This window comes from Rhodococcus sp. KRD162 (assembly GCF_017168335.1).
Taxonomy (GTDB): Bacteria; Actinomycetota; Actinomycetes; order Mycobacteriales; family Mycobacteriaceae; genus Rhodococcoides.
Genome location: NZ_JABFAU010000086.1, coordinates 51,297 through 67,107, shown reverse-complemented (window position 1 = coordinate 67,107; position 15,811 = coordinate 51,297). Strand labels below are relative to the sequence as shown.

Sequence of the window (15,811 nt, the reverse complement as noted above, 5' to 3'; positions counted from 1 at the left end):
GACCGGTTGCACAGCAAGCGAAAGAAGGCTCGTGTCGATGAATTCCCAGGTAGGCGACTCTCTGGAGCTCACGGATCGCACCCGCCACGACATCGACTCGATGTCGGCGGCGGAGGTGTACAAACTGCTGTCCTGTGCGGTGCAGCCTCGTCCGATCGCGTGGATCTCCACGGTGTCGGGTGACGGCGTTCGCAACCTGGCACCGTTCAGTTTCTTCAATGTCGCGTCGCGGAACCCGGCCACGCTGATGATCTCCATCGGCGAGCGCATCGGATTCCCGGGCGAGTTCAAGGACACCTTGGTCAACATCCGAGAGACCGGCGAATTCGTCGTCAACATTCCGGCCGCCGAGACCGTGAATGCGGTGACCGCGAGTTTCGCCACCGTCGATGCGGACGTCGACGAGTTCGAGCTCTCGAACATGACGGCAGTTCCATCGCTGTCCGTCGCGGCCCCGTCGGTCCTCGAATCCCTTGTCTCGCTGGAGTGCCGGACTCTGCAGGAAATCGCGCTCGGATCCGACACCCTGGTGCTCGGTACCGTCACCACCGTGACCAGCCGGCCAGGGTTGCTCACCGAGGATCTGCACGTCGACACACTCGAACACCGATTCCTCGGCAGGTTGGCGGGCCCGTTCTACACCACCGACATGAATCGAGTGGCGCAGTGACGACCTCGGCCCGTCCGCGCGGCATCGCCACCGACACGGTTGTCGATACGTTCGACATCGCCGTGGTGCAGACAGGTTCGCGGGTCGGTGCCTGGCAGCAGAACATCGACTCAGTGAGTGCGCAAGTGCGAGCGCTCGCCGCCGGTGGATCCAAGATCATCGTTTTGCCCGAATTGTTCGCCAGCGGTTACGATCTCGACGGTGTCGAGGCGCTGGCCGAGTCGGTGCCCGGCCCCACTTCGGTCGCGCTCGGCGAGCTCGCTGCCGAGACCGATACGGTTCTGGTGACGGCGATCGTGTTCCGCGACAGCGCCGGAGTAGTGTTCGACAGCTCGCTCGTCGTGGGCCCGGACGGCCTGCTCGCGTTGGGGCACAAACGCTTTCTGTGGGATCGGGAGAAAACGGTGTTCACGCCCGGTGCGGAGAGCGGGCTGCTGGTCAGCACTCCGTTCGGCAACATCGGGGTCGTGGTCTGCTACGAGGCCGGGTTTCCCGAGACGGTCCGCGATCTCGTCCAACGAGGGGCCGATGTGATCGCCGTACCGTCGGCGTTCGGACACGTCCGTTTGCACGTATGGAAACTGCTCACCCGCTCCCGAGCACTCGAGAACGGCGTCGTCGTCGCAGCCGCCGGACTCACCGGACAGACCGGGGACGGCCCACGGTTCGCGGGCCACAGCGTCATCGTCGGACCGCAGGGGCGCACCATCGTCGAGATGGACGAAAGCGTCGGCTCGGTGTCGGCAACGGTGACTCGCCGCGAGTTGCTCGACGCGCGCGACGAAGTTCCATATCTGAAAGACCTTGCCCGCCTGGGCGGAATCACCGACAACGAGTCAACCGAGAACCCTCACGAGAGGAACCGAGATGTTCGATCTGCGATCAGCTGATCTCCTGCGCGCGTTCACCCGTCAGCTCGAGCTGTGCAAAGTTCGGCCCGGAGAGCAGGTGGTGATTCTCGCGGAGCCCTCGAGCCGCGGCGACTACGTGTCGGCTGCCTTCGGGGCGGCCCAGAGCCTGGGCGCACAAGTACTGTCGGCCACCGTTCCCGGCGGCAGTCCGGCACCGATGCCGAGCACCCACACCGGTGCCGGCCCCGGTCTGGTGTCGGTGATGAACAGTTCGGTCGCCCAGGACATGCTCAAGGGAGCCGATCTCGTGGTCGATCTGACCAGTGAGGGTTTCATCCACGCCCCCATCCAGCAGGAGATACTGGCCGCCGGAACGCGCATCATCTTCGTGTGCGACGCGCCGGACGTGCTCATCAGGAACATGCCGCAGGACGGGGACAAGGAACGGGTACAGGCCGGTGTGGATCTGATCCGCAACGGTTCGACCATGCGCATCACCAACGAGGCCGGCACCGATCTCACCGTTCAGCTGAGCAATTCGCAGCCCGAGTTCCAGGTGGGCTTCGCCGACGACAAGGGACGCTGGGACCACTGGCCATCCACCATGGTGCTGTGTTGGCCGGAGATCTCCAACGGACGGATCGTGTTGTCCGAGGGCGACATCCTGCTGCCGTTCAAGGAGTTCGTCCGCGACACGACGACACTGACCGTCACCAACGGACACATCGACGAGGTCACCGGCGGTGCCGAGGCGGCTCTGCTCAACATGTTCTTCGCCGACTCCAACGACAAGTGGGCCCGCTACCTGTCCCACATGGGCTGGGGATTGATGAAGACCGGCGACTGGTTCGCTGCCGCGATGTACGGCAAGGACGACATCATGGGTATGGACGCCCGCGCTTTCGCCGGCAGCTTCCTGTGGTCCACCGGCCCGCACCCCGTACTCGGCCGAGACTCCTACGCACACCTCGACATCGGAATGCGTGCCTGCACCGTATCCATCGACGGCATCGATGTCGTCACCGAAGGTCGATTGGTGGAGAACTGACATGGCACCGATCGAAGTGGTCGTCGCAGGGGGCGGCCTCGGCGGGCTGACCGCGGCGCTCTCGCTGAGGCACAGGGGAATCCAGGTGACGGTCCTCGAAGCCGCTGCCGAGCTCGGTGAGGTGGGAGCAGGGATTCAGACCGCACCGAACTCAAGCCGCGTCCTCATTGCCCTCGGTATGCGCGAGAAGCTCGAAGCGATCAAGACCGAACCGATGGATCAGGTGCGCAGGCGCTGGGAGAACGGCAAGGTCATCGCTCTCACCGCGCTCGGCGAATACTGCAAGAAGACCTTCAACGCGCCGTACTGGCACTACCACCGTGCAGACCTGCACTCTGCGATCCACGCGCAGTGCCTCGACCCCGAGGGGCCCGGCCCGGTCGTGGTGTTCGAGACCGACGCGAAGGTCGTCCAGGTCGACCGGACCAACCCGATGCGGCCCGTCGCGGTCACCGAAGCGGGACGGCGATACGAATCGGACCTGCTCATCGGAGCCGACGGAATCCGCTCGACGGTACGCGATCTGATCGGTCTGCCCGACACTCTGGTGTTCTCCGGTGAAATGGCCTACCGCGCACTCATTCCCGGCGATCGGATCGTCAAGGATCCGGCCACACGCTGGCTCGTCGACCGATACCAGAGCACCATCTGGTACGGGCCCGACCGACACCTGGTGCACTACATGATTCGCAACGGTGAATATCTCAATGTCGTTGCGCTGGCACCGTGCACCGACGAGGTTCGCGACGGCGGACCTCGGCTCGTCGGGCCCGAGGAACTGATGGGGACGTTCCCGGACTGGGACGACCGCGCCCACGCGATGTTGTCGAAGGCCGACGAGAACGTGCTGTGCCAGGCGCTCTACTACCGCAGACCTGATCCTCGCTGGACCGACGGCCGCGTCGCGTTGCTGGGCGACGCGTGCCACGCCATGCTGCCGTATCAGGCGCAGGGCGCGTCGCAGGCGATGGAAGATGCGGCAGTGCTCGCCGAGGAACTCGCGAAGGTCACCTCGAGCGGAATCGACGACGCGTTGGCGCGCTATGTCTTTCGCCGAGCCCGGCACGCGCGGATGGTCCAGGACGCGAGCCTGCAGAACAAGACCTTCTATCACATACCCGATGGACCCGAGCAACAGAAGCGGGACGCGACACTGGCGTCGTTCGATGGGGAGTCCGACATCTCGTACGACTGGCTGTGGAGCGGTACTCCGCTCGACGACAGCGACGACGAGAAATTCCATTACTCGTTCGTCCGATGACCACTTCGGACCACAACACCGCGCCGGAGGCTGCGATGAAGACTGGTGATCAGGTAGTACAGGAACTCCCCTGGAAATGGGGTGTGCAGGGCAAGATCTTCATCATCGGCGGGTTGGGTTACATGTTCGACGCCTGGGACGTGGCGCTGAACGGCTTCTTGACTCCGCTTCTCGGGACCTACTGGGATCTGTCCCAGGCCGAGCGCGGGCTCGTCGCCACCGGCAATCTGATCGGCATGGCCGTCGGTGCCGTCGTGTGGGGAACGATCGCCGACCGAGTCGGGCGAAAACGTGCATTCTCGTTGACGCTGTTGATCTTCGCGCTGTTCTCGGTCCTCGGTGCCTTCGCGCCGAACTTCGAGATCTTCATCATCCTGCGGTTCCTTGCCGGGTTCGGCCTCGGCGGTTGCATCCCGGTGGACTACGCGTTGGTCAGCGAATTCTCACCACGCCGCATTCGCGGCAAGATCCTGTCCGCGATGGACGTCTGGTGGCCGATCGGTGCCACCGTCTGCGGCGTCGTGGCAACACTTCTGGTCCCGATCGACGGTGACGTTCGCTGGCGCTACATGCTGCTGTTCATGGTTCTGCCTGCGCTGCTGCTGTTCTGGGTGCGACGCGGCATCCCGGAGTCACCGATATACCTGGCCAAGGTCGGCCGAGAAGACGAGGCCCGCGCCGTCATCGACGACATGGTGACACGCACCGGATCCGAGGCCGTCGAGTACGTGATCGTCGCGGATACGGCACCGAAGGGTGCCGGTGGGATGAAAGCTGCTCTGACGCAGTTGAAATCGGTCTGGCGCTACAGCCCCCGGATCACCGCCGCAGCCTGGATGCTGTTCGTGTCGATCATGCTGCTCTACTACGCAGCCCTGAGCTGGATGCCGTCCATTCTGCGCGCCGAGGGCTACGGGGAGTTCGCAGCTTTCGCCGGTACGACGCTCATGACCGGAGTCGGTATCGTCGGTGTGCTCACCTCGGCGTTCATCGTGGAGATCTTCGGCCGCAAGTGGGTCATCGGGCTGTCCGGTCCGATCGCGGGTAGTGCGCTGGTCATGTTCGCCGTCATGCTCGACATTCAGTCGGCTGCGCTGATCTGGCTCGGCATCTTCGGGTTCGTCATTCAGCTCACCATCCCGGTGCTCTACTGCTACGTCTCCGAGCTGTACCCCACCAGCATCCGCGCCTCGGGTTTCGGGTACGCATCCTCGGTCAGTCGGGTGGCCACGGGCTTCGCGCCACTGCTCTTCGGATCCGTCATGTGGCCGATCCTGGGTCTTCCGTTGACCTTCGGCATCGTCACTGCCTTCGTGTTGTTCGCGGTGATCTGGATGGCGTATTTCGCACCGGAGACCAAGGGACGCGAACTGGACACACTCGTCGACGAACCCGCCGAGGTAGTAGCAGGCGAGGCCCGGGTCTGATGAAGCCCGCACAGTTCGACTACCACCGGGCGCGCGACGTCTCGGGTGCAGTGCGGCTGCTGGCGGAGTTGGGCGAGGACGCGAAGATCATCGCCGGTGGCCAGTCTCTGGTCGCCATGATGAACTTCCGCCTCGCCCGGCCGGGGCATCTGGTCGACGTGGGTGCGCTGAGCGCTCTGCGCTACATCCGCCGAGAATCGGACGGCCTGCACATCGGCGCGCTCACCACCCACCATGACGTCGAATCCGGTGACGTGGGAACGGACTTCGCTGTTCTACGTGATGCCATGCGGTGGGTGGGGCACTACCCGATCCGTACCCGCGGCACAGTCGGAGGCAGCATCGCCCACGCGGACGCCACTGCAGAATGGTGCTTGCTCGCCGTCCTGCTCGACGCCCGTATCGTCGTCGAGAGCGTGCGGGGGCGTCGAACCGTGGAGTCCGACTCGTTCTTCTTCGGGTACTACTCGACCGATCTCGCGTTCGACGAGATGATCGTCGAGATCGTGTTCCCGAACCCGGCGCCGCACGCTGCGGTGACCGAATACGCCGAGCGGCAGGGAGATTTCGCGATCGTGGGCGCAGCAGTCTCCCTCGAACTCGACGGCGTCGCTGTCTCCGGCGGACGCGTCGCCCTCGCGGGGGTCGGCCCGAGCCCGATGCGATCCCCGGCAGCCGAGGCTGTGCTCGCCGGCGGTGGAAGGTTCGCCGACTGTGCGGACGCCGCGGCACAATCATTGGAACTGGAGGACGAGGGCATGGTCACCGCCGAATACCGTCGCACCCTGGTGCGCACGTTGGTCGCGGAAGCCTGCAGTGACGCACTGGTCTCGCAGGGAGTGCCCACGTGAGCGTCGATCAGCTTCTCACGCCGAAATTCGTCGGCACCTCGGTCGCACGCCGCGAAGACCCGCGATTGCTCACCGGCCGAGCCCGATTCGTCGACGACATCGCGATACCTGGAATGCTGCATGCTCAATTCGTACGCAGCACCGTCGCGGCCGGATCGATCACCGGTCTGGACGTCGGTGATGTCGCCGGAGTCGAGGGTGTGCGCGGCGTCTTCACTGCGGCGGACTTGGACCTGCAGCCGATCCGTGCCGAATTGTCCCGTCCACTCAGCGAATTCGTACCCACCGATATGCCGGTCCTCGCACACGACGTGGTCCGCTACGTCGGCGAGCCGCTGGCCATCGTCCTCGCCGACGATGCCTACCTCGTCGAGGACGGGCTCGAGGCAGCCCGGGTGTCGTACCGGGCCGGCACCGCCGTCACCTCCGCAGATCAGGCCATGTCCGAGGGCGTGCCTCTGGTTCACGATTCGGTTCCGAACAACACCGTCGTCGACGTACAGATGTTTGCCAGTGACGGAATCGACGAGATCTTCGACGGCGCGCACACCGTGGTCTCGGTGCACTCGAGGACCGGCCGCCAGAACGCACTTCCGCTCGAGACACGCGGGTGCATCGCGTACTGGGACGACCGCGACGAGCAGCTGATCATGTACATCTGTACGCAGGTCCCGCACCAGGTCCGTACCGTCACCGCACGGTGCCTCGGTCTCGACGAACGTCAGGTTCGGGTGGTCGTGCCCGACATGGGCGGTGGGTTCGGGCAGAAGTGCGTCGTCGGTCGCGAGGAGATCGCCGTCGCCGCAGCGGCATTGAAACTTCGTCGCCCGATCAAGTGGATCGAGGATCGCAAGGATGCCCTGACGGCATCCTTCCTGGCACGCGAACAGCAGTACGACGTGCGGGCGGCATTCGACGCCGAGGGACACATCCTCGGCGTCGACGCAGATGTCGTGTGCGACATGGGTGCGTACTCCTGCTACCCCTTCACAGCGGGCATCGAGCCGCTCATGGCCTCGGCGGAAATGCCGGGGGTGTATCAGGTTCCGGCGTACCGAGTGCGGGGTCGTTCGGTGTTCAGCAACAAGGCACCGACCGCGCCGTATCGCGGGGTGTCCCGGCCGCAGTACGTCATGGTGATGGAGCGACTGTTCGAGCGAGCGGCTCCTGAACTGCAGCTCGACGCAGTGGAGATCAGGCGGCGCAACGTCATCACCGCTTTCCCGTACACCGGCGTCAACAACATCACCTACGACCCGGGCTCGTACCTCGAGGCGCTGAACTTGTGCGAGCAGACGCTACGAGACGGTGGGTGGTACGACTTCCAGGAGCGGGCGACCGCTGAGGGCCGACACATCGGCATCGGATACTCGTGCTTCAGCGAGCGAACCGGATACGGCAGCAGCGCCTTCGCGGCCCGAAAGATGAACGTGGTACCCGGGTTCGACATCTCGGAGGTCAGGATGGACACCTCCGGCACCGTCGTCGTGACCACCGGAACGATGAGCCACGGGCAGAGTCACGAGACCACGATGGCGCAGATCGTCGCCGACCGACTGGGCATCGCGGTCGACCAGGTCAAGATCGTGCAGGGCGACACCGACCGCATCACCTACGGATTCGGGTCGTTCGCCTCCCGCTCGATCACCATCGGTGGCAGTGCTGTGGCATTGGCGTCGAACAAACTGGGAGACAAACTGTGTGAGATCGCGGCGCACCTGCTCGAGACCCGTGACGACAACGTCGAGCTGGCATCGGGGCGGGTCCGTCAGCGCGACGACCACTCGAAGTACGTCACGTACCGGGACATCGCCGACGTCGCGTACCTGAAGGCGCAACTGCTACCGAAAGGTGTCGATCCAGGACTGTCCGCGACGGCCAGCTTCGACGTGTTCAACGACGGTACGTTCTCCAACGCCACCCACGGCGTCGTCGTGGAGTTGCACGAGGGCACCGGCCGGGTGGAGATACTGAAATATGCGTGCGTCGAGGACTGCGGCGTCGCCATCAACCCCAAGATCGTCGAGGGGCAGTGCCGCGGCGGGATCGCCCAGGGCATCGCCGGTGCGTTGTTCGAGCAGGTGTCGTACGACGACCATGGAAATCCTCTGTGCGCCAGCTTCATCGACTACAAAGTGCCCACTGCCTGCGAAATCCCGGACATCGAGATCCATCACCTCGAAACCCCCTGCCTGTTCACCGAATCCGGTGCCAAGGGAGCAGGTGAGGGTGGCACGATCGGTGCACCTGCCGCCGTACTCAACGCCGTCAACGACGCATTACGTTCCACCGGAGTCGAACTGAACGACACGCCGATCACCCCCGTGGCAGTTCAGGCGGCATTGGCGAAGGGAAGGCCATGAGCAACAAGCAACTGATCGAGCTGAGCGTCAACGGCATTGTCCGTGAGGTGATCACCGAACCACGCCGTACTCTGGTCGACGTGTTGCGGCACGATCTGCAGCTCACCGGAACCCACGTCGGCTGTGAGCACGGCGTGTGCGGCGCCTGCACCGTGCTGATCGACGGTAAGCCGGCCCGCGCGTGCCTGACCTTCGCAGCGCAGGTGGAGAACTCACAGATCGAGACCGTCGAATCACTCGGCGTCGACGGTGCATTGAACGATCTGCAGCAGGCATTCGCAGACCACCACGGACTGCAATGCGGCTTCTGCACACCGGGATTCCTGATGCTGGCCGAGGGCTACCTCGCCGAGAACCCCGATGCCACCAAGGAACAGATCCGTGAGGTGGTGGCGTCGAACTACTGCCGCTGTACCGGGTACCAAACCATAGTCGAGGCCATCGACTCGTGCGCCGAGCAGCGCCGCTGCGCCGGCTGTGTGAACGGAGTTCGTAAGTGATACTGACCAATACACTCGACATCGACGCCTCCGCCGAGGAAGTTTTCCGACTGATCAACGACGTCGAGAAGGTGGCCACGTGCGTACCGGGGGCCGCCATCACCGGTAAGGACGGCGAGACCTACCTCGGTGGAGTCAAGGTCAAAGTCGGCCCGATCAGTGCGTCGTATGCAGGCACGATCAGATTCCTCGAGGTCGACGCCGAGACCCGCACGCTCACCCTGGAGGCCAAGGGCGCGGACTCGCACGGCAACGGTGACGCCGAGGCCCAGGTCGATCTCGCGGTCGAGTCGATCGGTGACCGTTCGCGGTTGACCCTGAACACCGATCTGGTGATCAGCGGAAAGATCGTCTCGTTCGGAAAAGGCGCGATCGTCGCGGTCTCGAACAAGGTGCTCCAACAGTTCGCCGTCAATCTCGGAGCACTGCTCAGTGGTTCGGCCACAACCGATCCAACCACGCCTGCAGCGGTGAGTACCGCTGTTGCAAGCCCGATGGGCGGCGAACTGAACGCGATGATCCTACTCCCCGAACCGATGCGCAAATACGCACCGATCGCGGGCATCTTCCTCGCCGGAATGGTCGAGGGCTGGCTGGTGTCCAGGGCCTTCGGGCGACGGTAGGGCCGTGATGCTGGACTTCGCAGCCACCCTCGACGCCTGGTTCTCCAGCGGACGGCCCTTCGGCCTGGCCACCGTCGTCTCGACATCCGGCAGCACCGTCCGTGATGTGGGTGCAGTCATGGCAGTCGAATGCGACGGTACAGCTCTGGGCGGTGTATCCGGAGGGTGCGTCGACAGCGCGGTGTTCGATGCAGCGGTGTCGGCGGCGACGGTCGGAGTCGGGGATCGGCTGCGGTTCGGGGCCGCGGTTGACGACCCGTTCGCCATCGGCCTCACCTGCGGAGGAACCGTCGACGTCGTGGTCGAACGAATCGACGCCGAGACTCGCCCGCACTTCGCACAGTTGTTGATGCGGGTCATGTCTCGATCCGCCGTCGCCGAGGTGACCGTCGCGGCGGCAAGCGGTCACCTCGTGCTCGGCGGCGGTGAGGCGACAGGAACTCTCGGCCACCCTGCACTCGACACGCAGGCCGGCGTCATCGCCCGAGACATGTTGAGGGACGGCGTATCCGGCCTGCGAGAAGTGAACGTCGACGGCCGAGCCGTCGAGATATTCGTTCGATCGTTTCCGGCTCCGCCGCTGCTGCTCGTCTTCGGAGCACTCGATCTCGCTGATTCCGTTGCCCAGGCGGCCGCAATCGTGGGATACCGCACCGTCGTGTGCGATGCGCGGCCGATCTTCGCCACGGCCGAACGGTTTCCGCATGCCGACGACGTGGTCGTGGCCTGGCCGCACGAATACCTCACTGCGCACTGGGAAGCCGGCCTGATCGATCGCACCACCGCGCTGTGCGTATTGACACACGATCCGAAGTTCGACGTTCCGTTGCTGGACGTCGCGGTACGCACCCCGGCGGGTTACATCGGGGTGTTGGGGAGCCGTCGAACACACGAGGACCGACGCGAACGCTTGCTGGCCACAGGAATCGGCGTCGACGCGCTGGCTCGGTTGTCCTCACCCATCGGTCTCGATCTCGGCGGGCGCACGCCGGGAGAGACAGCGCTCTCGATCGTCGCCGAAATCGTGGCGCACTCGAACGGGCGAGCCGGTGGACGTTTGCGTGACGGCAACGGTCCGCTACACAGCAGTGCCGATGCGGCTCAGCGAGGCGTGATCGACTGCGATACCCGCACCGCGCCTGCAGTTCCGAGGATCAGCACTGCTGTCGCGATCGCGAACGCGATCGAATAGGAGTCGCCGATGGCAGGCGCGACGACCAGTGGGCCGAGCACCTGCCCGAGCCCGTAGACCGCAGTCAGTGTTGCTGCAGAACGGCCTACGGGAAGTGTCTGCGCGATGGCCATCGTCAGCATCGTGATGCCCATGAACGTTCCGCCGAACAACAGAGCCGACAACACAGAGGCGACGGGGTTCGCCGTCAGAGCGGGCAGAACTGCGGCGATGGACTGCAGTGCGAAGGCTGCCACCAGAGCGCTCCGCAGGGTGGCTCGGCGGGCGATCGCCTGCCACAGTACCGTCGCCGGGATCGCGGCGAGCCCCACGACGATCCACACCACCGGGCCCACCGTCGTACTGCCGTGACCACCGACGGCAGCCACCAGAAAGGTGCCGACGACGATGTAGCCGAGACCCTCGAGGAAGTACGCGAACAGCAATGTCCGCCACGCGGCCGGTGGCCGGCGATCGATATCGCCGGGCACAGCCCGCGTTGCGGCCTCGGAATGCACCTGCAGCGTCCACGCCGGGGCGATGAGGATGGCTGTCAGGAGCGCCGAGCACACCCACAGCGCCTGCCAGGACAGGTGCGGTCCGAGGACCAGAGTCAAAATTCCCGACGCCGCGATGCCCGCGCCGACTCCGCCGAACGCGATGCCCGGTGAGGCACCGGCGGCTCGATGTTCGGTGACGGTACTCGCGCAAGCGATGAAGATCGCGGCACTCGCGAGACCAGCCACGAACCGCAGTGCCGAGAACGCGATGGTGGAATGCGCTGCGGCCATCGCCAACTCGCTGGCGACGAGGACCACTGTCCACAGCCTGAACGATAGTGTCGTGTTGATCGAGGGACGTACGGACAGCGCGATCGCTCCGACGAGATAGCCGGCGTAGTTCGCGGTCGCGATGACCGCTCCGCTGCTCGGCGTCACCTCGGCTGCGTCGACCATGATGGGAAGTAGCGGTGTGAAGACGAATCGCCCGACACCCATCGCCGCCGCGAGCCCGGCCGCGGCAGCGAACGACACTCGACGCCCACTCATCCTGACCTCCGTAGATCGTTAGCCGGGTCAACGGTACTGGATCGCCGCGAGTCGCCGGCCGGCGAGTTGTTCCTCTGCCCGCGACACCGCAGTGTGAGAACGACGTCGAACCGGACCCGAGCCACCGACGCCACCCCCGTTGCTGGATCGGCCGAAACACCTCGCAGACGTAGTTCGCCCCCCGGCCGGCATGGAACCGATCCTGAACTCGCTGCGTCAAACCCGATGACGCCGAACGCCGAGCGTCGATCCTGCAACGACTCGGGGGAGCGTCATGACAGTGAATGTGGATCCTGCGATCCTGCGGAGATTCTCGGATGTGTTGTCGGGGAGCGGCGACGCGATTCGCGAGGTCGATGTCCTCGCACCATTCCGACTTTCGGAGAATGCTGTGCCGGGCAGTGACTTTCACACAGCCTGCGCCGCGGCCGCCGCCGCAGCAGCGGGGGCTGTTGCAGCTCTGGCCGGGCGGGCCGAATGCATCGCAGACCTCGCCCGCGGCGTCGCGCAGAACTACGAGATCGCCGACGACGAACTCGCCCGCCGTCTTGCTGCGATGGGCCAGCCGAAATGACTCCGACGGTGCCGCACGTCGCAGGCTGGGAGCCGGAGTCGATGCGCAAGACGATGATCGAATTGGCGGAGATCGTCGAGCGAGTAGACCGCCAGCGCGCAGGGGTGCTCGACGAGCAGGACGTGCTGGCCGAGACATGGACCGGAGACGCAGCCGGCGCTGCAGCGGATCGCGTGGTTGCCGAATGCTCCCGCATGGGCACGGTGTGTGGCGAGATCGATTCCCTGGGTAGAGCATTCGAGAACGCAGCGTCAATGGTCGATGCCGCCAAGACGCACCTGCAGGCTCAGGTATCGGCCGCGACGATGAGCGGGTTCGCCGTCTCGGCCGACGGAGTGGTGAACCCCGACGGAATGATCGCGTTGATCCCGAACAGCCTCGGCGACGACGCAGTGCGCCGGGCCGACGAACTACGTTCCGATGCAGCACAATTGACCGCCGACATCCAGGACGCTCTGCGGCAGGCGGAGAAGGCCGCGGTCGATGCCGCCTACCAGCTGGCCGAACCGACCAAGGTGCTGACCGAGCTTGCTCTCGGCAGCCCGACCGGGAAGTTCGTCGAGAACCCGGATGGGTCGTTCTCGTGGATGCCGGATTGGCCGACGACCATAGCGGCGGCGGTGATCGGGGGAATGACGGATGCCACCAAGAAGGCGTTGGAATTTCCCGGTGTCGGATCCGTCGACGACGTCGCCAGGAACATCGGTCGGGGGCTCGGAGCATTCGGCGCGGTAGCCGGAACGATTCCGTCGATCGCCCACGATATCGACGAAGGTGTGGATCCGACCGAGGCCGTCATCGTGAATTCGGCGGGTACGGCTGCCGGTCTCATGGTGGGAACCGCAGTCACCTGGGCATGCGGAATTGTCGGCGGCGCGGGCGGTTCGGTCATACCGGGTCCTGGCACGGTGGCCGGGGCAGCGGCAGGCATCGCATTGGGAACCCTGGCCGGCGGTGCAGCCGGCAGCGCGGTTTCGAAGATTGTGGAACTGGCCTGGAAATGACGGACCAGCCGCGCTCGGAGAACGGAAGCTGGATGGCCGATATGCCACGCCCCGGAGTTGCTGCGACGACGATGCCGGTCTGGGTGAGAGAACGGCGCAGTATTCACCTCGGGTGGTGTGCTGCCGTAGCGAGCTTGTTTCTGATGATGGTGCTTGTCGTTCTCTGCGCAGTGTGTGTTCGCGAGATGCTCAGCCTGTCCGCCGTGGTGTGGTTGTCGGCCACCGTGTACTTGTTGGCGGTGTTCATCGGGCTCACCGTGGTGTTGTCCGGCCTCGGATCGACGAGATTGTCGCGCTTCGTACGACCGATCCAGGTCGAGGGGATCGGGAGGGGACTGTCGATACCGGGGCGCGGAGACTTCCTGATGCGGATGATGGTGCTGGTACTCGCGCTGATGCTGTTCCTGCTCAATGCGGTGGTTCGAAACGACAGGCCCAGTCCGCGTCAAGCCAAAGTGGAGTTGCTGACTTTCGTGGGTGCCCCGGCTTGCCTCGGGTTCTTCGTCCTGGGTTACGTCATCGTCAATCGAACCAGGATCTCTCTGCACCCCGAAGGCATCGCGCACGAGATCTATCGACGCCGCGCGTGGAAGGTGACCAGCGAGATGACGGTCCTGCCGTGGGATGACATCGCCGATCTGCAGTTGGATGCACATCCGAATCCGGCGGTACCGCATGGGCAGAGCATGCCGGTGATCCGAGTGACGCGTCGGTCGGCAGGCACCGATCAACCAGAGATGGTCATCATGGCATGCGAGAAGAAGGTCGAACCGAACTCTTTGTTGGCACTGCTGCGATGGTGCCGCGACAACCCCTGGGCTCGTGAGCAACTGGGCCGCGACGAAGCGCGTGAGTTGTTGCGCCCACCCAACCTGCTCGAGCGCATCAGGGCCGACCGCGCTGCATCTGCCTCGGCAGCCAAGGTCTCGGCGCAGTGACTGCGCGGGAACCGTCGATCGAGACGTACCTGCAGCAGCGCGGTGTCGAACTCGTCCCGGTGCATCGCAGCGAATGCGGCAGGTTCGGTCTCGAAGTACCGGCACTGCCGAGGTGGGGCGTCGTACCCGAGCATCTTTTTCCGCACGCGACCGCGGCGCTGTGCTCACCGGAGGACGCAGACGAGGGGTTCGTACCGAATGCAATGGTTCTGGTTGGGAAGCTCACGCGCGCGGTCGATCCACACGTGCTGTTGGACTGTGGGTTCGGCGACTCGCGGGCCCTACCGGGATGGGTCGAGGCCAGTCACGATCGGAGCCCGCATTGCGGTCTTCCGTCGGTCTCGATCTCCGGTCGGTACGAGTGGGATGGGCACCTGCTCTTCGCCCGAACCCGCTACACCCTCGTCCACCACATCGTCGATCAATATCTCGTGCAGGCGACGGTTACCGTGACCGACTCGCTTCGTAACCGAATGAGTGGGTTGGCAGACGAGTTCGTGGACGGAGTGCGGATCGGGCGCGAGTGAGCTACGCAGGAATCTGCCGAACCACGGCGGCCACAGCCTCCACCTGATCTGCGATTCGAGGGCCCCATCGACTGGACAGGTCCTCGTCCATCGGGAAGATTCTGCCGTCCCGGACGGCGGTCATCGATCCCCACCCCGGCCGAGCGGCCACGGATTCAGCTGTGACGCCGCAGCATTGAGCATCGGCGAGAAATACGACGTCGGGATCTGCGGTGATCACCGTCTCCGCGGACAGCTGCGGGTAGTTGCCGGCGTCGGAGCCATCGGCGATGCTCTGCAGGCCGAACAGGCCGTAGATCTGGCCGACGAAACTCTCGCTCGTCACCGTGTACAACGTGTCGTCGAGTTCGTGAAAGTACGTCAATGGCTCGTCGCGAGTCGGCACGCTCGCCACGGCCGCGTCGATCCGGTCCTGCATCTGCGTGACTACCGCCTCGCCTTCGGCGTCGTGACCGGTCGCGTCTGCGATGAGTTCGATCTGCGAGTAGGCGTCGTCGAGGCTGGTCGCGGCCGGCAGCAGCAGCGTCGGGATGCCGGCGTCGGCCAACGTGGACGTCACTATGCCCAAATCGGTGGAGGTGATCACCAAATCGGGGTCGTACGCGACGATGGCCTCGAGGCTCGGGGTGAACGCCGATAATCCGGTCTTCGGCGCATCGGCGGGATAGTCCGACTGATCATCGACGGCTGCCACCTGCTCGCCCGCGCCGACGGCGAACAGGGTCTCTGTTGCCGTCGGACTCAGCGACACGATCGTGCGGGGCATCGCATCGATGGTGACGGTGCCGCCGTCGGACCCCGACTCGAGGGTCTTCGGGAATGCCCCGTTGGAAGCCGTGGTGGTGGCGGCCGGTGTGTCCGTCGTCGCGCTGCCACACCCGGCCGCGACGAGCGCGAGAACCGCGAACCCTGCTGAAACAATTCGTGCCGAACGACGCTGCACTGCCACTCCTG

Annotated in this window: 16 protein-coding genes; 14 read left to right on the top strand and 2 right to left on the bottom strand. The window is 64.8% G+C overall.

What is annotated here, in order from left to right; all coding sequences use genetic code 11:
* Positions 1 to 37 precede the first annotated feature (37 nt).
* Genes J1M87_RS27955 through J1M87_RS27910 form a run of 10 tightly spaced genes read left to right on the top strand, consistent with a single transcriptional unit; the run spans position 38 to position 10,786 of the window.
* Complete coding sequence (locus J1M87_RS27955) at positions 38 to 670, top strand: flavin reductase family protein (protein WP_206492900.1); 633 nt, start codon at positions 38 to 40, stop codon at positions 668 to 670.
* Positions 667 to 1,560, top strand: a complete 894-nt coding sequence (locus J1M87_RS27950; protein WP_206492899.1) for a carbon-nitrogen hydrolase family protein — start codon at positions 667 to 669, stop codon at positions 1,558 to 1,560. Before J1M87_RS27955 ends, J1M87_RS27950 begins: the two co-directional genes overlap by 4 nt.
* Positions 1,538 to 2,569 (top strand): hypothetical protein, encoded by a 1,032-nt coding sequence (locus J1M87_RS27945; RefSeq protein WP_206492898.1) that lies wholly within the window; start codon positions 1,538 to 1,540, stop codon positions 2,567 to 2,569. Before J1M87_RS27950 ends, J1M87_RS27945 begins: the two co-directional genes overlap by 23 nt.
* A 1-nt stretch (position 2,570) precedes the next feature.
* Positions 2,571 to 3,830: an FAD-dependent monooxygenase gene (locus J1M87_RS27940; RefSeq protein WP_206492897.1), complete on the top strand. Its 1,260-nt coding sequence runs from the start codon at positions 2,571 to 2,573 to the stop codon at positions 3,828 to 3,830.
* A complete protein-coding gene (locus tag J1M87_RS27935; RefSeq protein WP_241257537.1) occupies positions 3,827 to 5,257 on the top strand; it encodes an MFS transporter in 1,431 nt (476 codons plus the stop codon). Before J1M87_RS27940 ends, J1M87_RS27935 begins: the two co-directional genes overlap by 4 nt.
* Complete coding sequence (locus J1M87_RS27930) at positions 5,257 to 6,108, top strand: xanthine dehydrogenase family protein subunit M (RefSeq protein ID WP_206492896.1); 852 nt, start codon at positions 5,257 to 5,259, stop codon at positions 6,106 to 6,108. Before J1M87_RS27935 ends, J1M87_RS27930 begins: the two co-directional genes overlap by 1 nt.
* Positions 6,105 to 8,471 (top strand): xanthine dehydrogenase family protein molybdopterin-binding subunit, encoded by a 2,367-nt coding sequence (locus J1M87_RS27925; RefSeq protein ID WP_307830941.1) that lies wholly within the window; start codon positions 6,105 to 6,107, stop codon positions 8,469 to 8,471. The genes J1M87_RS27930 and J1M87_RS27925 overlap by 4 nt, the downstream gene beginning before the upstream one ends.
* Complete coding sequence (locus tag J1M87_RS27920; protein ID WP_206492895.1) at positions 8,468 to 8,971, top strand: (2Fe-2S)-binding protein; 504 nt, start codon at positions 8,468 to 8,470, stop codon at positions 8,969 to 8,971. Before J1M87_RS27925 ends, J1M87_RS27920 begins: the two co-directional genes overlap by 4 nt.
* Positions 8,968 to 9,594 (top strand): SRPBCC family protein, encoded by a 627-nt coding sequence (locus J1M87_RS27915; protein ID WP_206492894.1) that lies wholly within the window; start codon positions 8,968 to 8,970, stop codon positions 9,592 to 9,594. Before J1M87_RS27920 ends, J1M87_RS27915 begins: the two co-directional genes overlap by 4 nt.
* A gap of 7 nt (positions 9,595 to 9,601) precedes the next feature.
* On the top strand, positions 9,602 to 10,786 hold the full coding sequence (locus tag J1M87_RS27910) for an XdhC family protein (RefSeq protein WP_206492916.1): 1,185 nt from the start codon (positions 9,602 to 9,604) through the stop codon (positions 10,784 to 10,786).
* Here the strand turns inward: J1M87_RS27910 and J1M87_RS27905 are convergent.
* A complete protein-coding gene (locus tag J1M87_RS27905; protein ID WP_206492893.1) occupies positions 10,696 to 11,814 on the bottom strand; it encodes a YbfB/YjiJ family MFS transporter in 1,119 nt (372 codons plus the stop codon). The genes J1M87_RS27910 and J1M87_RS27905 overlap by 91 nt on opposite strands.
* A 274-nt stretch (positions 11,815 to 12,088) precedes the next feature.
* Between J1M87_RS27905 and J1M87_RS27900 the strand changes: the two genes are divergently transcribed.
* The 4 genes from J1M87_RS27900 to J1M87_RS27885 are packed head-to-tail and all read left to right on the top strand — an operon-like array spanning position 12,089 to position 14,857.
* Positions 12,089 to 12,388, top strand: coding sequence for a type VII secretion target (locus tag J1M87_RS27900; protein WP_206492892.1), 300 nt, complete (start codon positions 12,089 to 12,091; stop codon positions 12,386 to 12,388).
* A complete protein-coding gene (locus J1M87_RS27895; protein WP_206492891.1) occupies positions 12,385 to 13,392 on the top strand; it encodes a hypothetical protein in 1,008 nt (335 codons plus the stop codon). Before J1M87_RS27900 ends, J1M87_RS27895 begins: the two co-directional genes overlap by 4 nt.
* A complete protein-coding gene (locus J1M87_RS27890) occupies positions 13,389 to 14,330 on the top strand; it encodes a hypothetical protein (RefSeq protein WP_206492890.1) in 942 nt (313 codons plus the stop codon). Before J1M87_RS27895 ends, J1M87_RS27890 begins: the two co-directional genes overlap by 4 nt.
* Positions 14,327 to 14,857: an LpqN/LpqT family lipoprotein gene (locus tag J1M87_RS27885; protein WP_206492889.1), complete on the top strand. Its 531-nt coding sequence runs from the start codon at positions 14,327 to 14,329 to the stop codon at positions 14,855 to 14,857. The genes J1M87_RS27890 and J1M87_RS27885 overlap by 4 nt, the downstream gene beginning before the upstream one ends.
* Before the next feature lies 1 nt (position 14,858).
* Here the strand turns inward: J1M87_RS27885 and J1M87_RS27880 are convergent, their stop codons facing one another.
* Positions 14,859 to 15,800 (bottom strand): ABC transporter substrate-binding protein, encoded by a 942-nt coding sequence (locus tag J1M87_RS27880; protein WP_206492888.1) that lies wholly within the window; start codon positions 15,798 to 15,800, stop codon positions 14,859 to 14,861.
* Between the last annotated feature and the right edge of the window lie 11 nt (positions 15,801 to 15,811).

Bases quoted from the DNA above. Each gene is read 5' to 3' on its own strand.
- J1M87_RS27955 (WP_206492900.1), top strand. From the start codon at position 38: ATGAATTCCCAGGTAGGCGACTCTCTGGAGCTCACGGATCGCACCCGC.
- J1M87_RS27945 (WP_206492898.1), top strand. From the start codon at position 1,538: ATGTTCGATCTGCGATCAGCTGATCTCCTGCGCGCGTTCACCCGTCAG.
- J1M87_RS27940 (WP_206492897.1), top strand. From the start codon at position 2,571: ATGGCACCGATCGAAGTGGTCGTCGCAGGGGGCGGCCTCGGCGGGCTG.
- J1M87_RS27935 (WP_241257537.1), top strand. From the start codon at position 3,827: ATGACCACTTCGGACCACAACACCGCGCCGGAGGCTGCGATGAAGACT.
- J1M87_RS27930 (WP_206492896.1), top strand. From the start codon at position 5,257: ATGAAGCCCGCACAGTTCGACTACCACCGGGCGCGCGACGTCTCGGGT.
- J1M87_RS27920 (WP_206492895.1), top strand. From the start codon at position 8,468: ATGAGCAACAAGCAACTGATCGAGCTGAGCGTCAACGGCATTGTCCGT.
- J1M87_RS27910 (WP_206492916.1), top strand. From the start codon at position 9,602: ATGCTGGACTTCGCAGCCACCCTCGACGCCTGGTTCTCCAGCGGACGG.
- J1M87_RS27905 (WP_206492893.1), bottom strand. From the start codon at position 11,814: ATGAGTGGGCGTCGAGTGTCGTTCGCTGCCGCGGCCGGGCTCGCGGCG.
- J1M87_RS27900 (WP_206492892.1), top strand. From the start codon at position 12,089: ATGACAGTGAATGTGGATCCTGCGATCCTGCGGAGATTCTCGGATGTG.
- J1M87_RS27895 (WP_206492891.1), top strand. From the start codon at position 12,385: ATGACTCCGACGGTGCCGCACGTCGCAGGCTGGGAGCCGGAGTCGATG.
- J1M87_RS27890 (WP_206492890.1), top strand. From the start codon at position 13,389: ATGACGGACCAGCCGCGCTCGGAGAACGGAAGCTGGATGGCCGATATG.